Raw genomic sequence first — 2,646 nt, 5'->3', positions numbered from 1 at the left:
CCGGGGCGGTCGCGGTCGCGGCGGCGGCCCGCCGGGGCGCGGCCGGCGGGGCCGGAGGGGCCCCGGCCGGCTCCGCGCCGACGGCGGCGCTGGGCGGGGACACGCGGGGCATCGTCACTCTCGGTCGCGGGCATCGGGGCACCTCTCTCCGGGAAACACCGTTGTTACTGGCTGGTAAGGGGAGAGTCGGCGAGCGGGAGAACCCGGAATGATCACCGTGCGTGTGCGGCGACCTCGGTCCTCGGTTCACCGATCCGGGTGAGCCCCGGGCGCCCCACGTATCCTGGCCGCACCGGCGAAAGGATGCGGTTGCCATGCGTGTGTACGTCCCTCTCACTCTCGGTGCGCTCGCGCGGGCCCACGAGGCGGGCGAGCTGGGGGCGGAGTCCGTGGTGGCCTACGCCGTCACGCCCGCGCTGCGCGAGTGGTACGTGTCCGACGACATCGAGGAGCTGGAGTACGCGGCCCTCAGCCGGGCCGCCGCCGCCTCGCTGCGGCTGCTCGCCGTCGATCCCGCCGAGGCCCGGCGCCGGGTCGTGCTCGCGATCGACGTCGCGGACGGCGCGGCCCGCACCGATCCCGACCACGGGATGGCGGCGGACTCCGTCGGCGAGGTGCGGGTCGCCGGGCCCTTCCGGCTCGCCAAGGCCGCCGCCGTGCACGCGGACGGCGAGGAGGCCGCCAAGGACGTGACGGCCGCCGCCGAGGCGCTGGGCGCCGCCGACCAGGGCGACGCGGACGCGCAGTTCGTCGTGGACGGGGCCGAGGACCACGAACTGCTGTGGTTCGCGACGCAGGAGATCCCCTACCTCGTCGCGCCCACCGCCGAGGAGCGCTGAGTGAGCGGCGCGATACCCGCCCGGCACCTCGTGTGGGACTGGAACGGCACGCTCTTCCACGACATGGACGCGGTGCTCGGCGCGACCAACGCCGCCTTCGCCGAACTCGGCATGGACGGCCTGGACCCGCTCACCCTGGACCGCTACCGCGAGCTGTACCGCGTGCCCGTCACCGCGTTCTACGAGGCGCTCCTGGGGCGCGCGCCCACGCCCGGCGAGTGGGAGCTGATGGACGGGACGTTCCAGCGCCACTACGCGCGCGAGAGCGTGCGCTGCGGGCTCACGGCGGGCGCCGTGGAACTCCTCGACGGCTGGCTCGCCGCCGGTCGCAGCCAGTCGCTCCTGAGCATGTACGGGCACGAGGAACTCGTCCCGCTCGTCAAGGGCTTCGGCATCGCGGACCGCTTCGTACGGGTGCAGGGGCGGACCGGGCCCTCCGGCGGCGGCAAGGCCGACCACCTCGTCCGGCACCTCGCCGCGCTCGCGGGTGACGTCGATCCCGCCCGTACGGTCGTCATCGGGGACGCCGCCGACGACGGCCACGCGGCCCGCGCGGCCGGAGCCCGCGCCGTGCTCTACACCGGCGGCTCCCACAGCCGCGCGAGCCTGGCCCGCACCGGCTTCCCGGTCGCCGACTCGCTCGCGGACGCGGTCGCCCTCGCGGCGGCGGGGAACTGAGCGGCGCCCCCCCCGCGCGGAGCCGAGCGGAACCCGGCGCGCCGGGCCGGGCAGCCGCTCCCCGCCCCGACCTGACCGGCGTCCCCCGCCCCGACCTGGGCGGCAGTCCCGCGCAAGCTGCGCAACCCCCTCACGCTCCGCACCCCAATGCGTACGCTGGGACGCGTTCAGTCGGTGTCGGCCGGTGGCAGTTCGGGCTTCAGGGGACGGGGGCGGGCCGTGCGCAACGGGTTCGGGCAGGGGCGGCGGGGCGGCTTGCCGGTCGAGGTGACGCGCTTCGTGGGGCGTGAGCGCGAGGTCGCCGAGCTGGGCGAAGTCCTCGGCGGCGTACGGCTGCTGACCGTCATCGGGCCCGGCGGGGTGGGCAAGAGCCGTACCGCCCTGCGGGTCGCGGCGGCGGCCAGGGAGCGGTATCCCGACGGGGTGTGGCTCGCGGAGCTCTCGGCCCTGCGCGATCCCGAACTGCTGCCCGCGACGCTCGCGACGGTGCTCGGACTGCCGGAGTCCAGCGCGCAGGAAGGGCCCGCATCGGCCGCGTACGGGCCCTCGGGGCGGCCCGCGCTCGACGCCGTCGTCGCACACCTGCGCGAGCGTCAGGCGCTCGTCGTCCTCGACACCTGTGAACACCTGCTCGACGCCTGCGCCGCGTTGGCCGACCTCGTGCTGCGCGAGGCGCCCGGCGTGAGCGTGCTCGCGACGAGCCGCCAGCCCCTCGACGTCCCCGGCGAGCACTGCCGGGCACTCGCGCCGCTGGACGAGGACGACGCCGTCGCGCTCTTCGCCCAGCGCGCCGCCGACGCCGCGCCCGGTTTCGCCGCGCGCGGGGCCGACGCCGCGCGCGTGCGGGCTCTCGTGCGCCGCCTCGACGGCATCCCGCTCGCGCTCGAACTCGCCGCCGTGCGGCTGCGCGCCGCCCCGCTCGACCAGCTCCTCGACCGCGTGGACGACCGCTTCCACGTCCTCACCGGCGGGCGCCGCACCGCGCTGACCCGGCACCAGACGCTCCGCACCGCCGTGGACTGGTCCTACGAGCTGTGCACCCCCGCCGAACGGCTGCTGTGGGCGCGGCTCTCCGTCTTCGACGGGCCGTTCACGCCCGAGGCCGCCGAGGCGGTCTGCGGGGACCCGG

General features: G+C 76.6%; 3 protein-coding genes. All 3 read left to right on the top strand.

What is annotated here, in order from left to right; genetic code table 11:
* Positions 1-314 precede the first annotated feature (314 nt).
* Positions 315-839: a DUF6912 family protein gene (locus SSBG_RS09940; RefSeq protein WP_037869388.1), complete on the top strand. Its 525-nt coding sequence runs from the start codon at positions 315-317 to the stop codon at positions 837-839.
* Entirely contained in the window at positions 840-1,517 is a 678-nt protein-coding gene (locus SSBG_RS09935; protein WP_008746031.1) for an HAD family hydrolase, read from the top strand. It begins immediately after the preceding gene.
* A gap of 219 nt (positions 1,518-1,736) precedes the next feature.
* Positions 1,737-2,646: ATP-binding protein (locus tag SSBG_RS09930; protein WP_234010454.1), on the top strand; the 910-nt coding region annotated here is incomplete at its 3' end.

It is taken from the genome of Streptomyces sp. SPB074 (genome assembly GCF_000154905.1).
Taxonomy (GTDB): domain Bacteria; phylum Actinomycetota; class Actinomycetes; order Streptomycetales; family Streptomycetaceae; genus Streptomyces.
This window is presented reverse-complemented; position numbering and strand designations above follow the sequence as displayed.

Excerpts from the sequence above, each read along its gene's own strand:
- SSBG_RS09940 (WP_037869388.1), top strand. The coding sequence starts at position 315 with ATGCGTGTGTACGTCCCTCTCACTCTCGGTGCGCTCGCGCGGGCCCAC.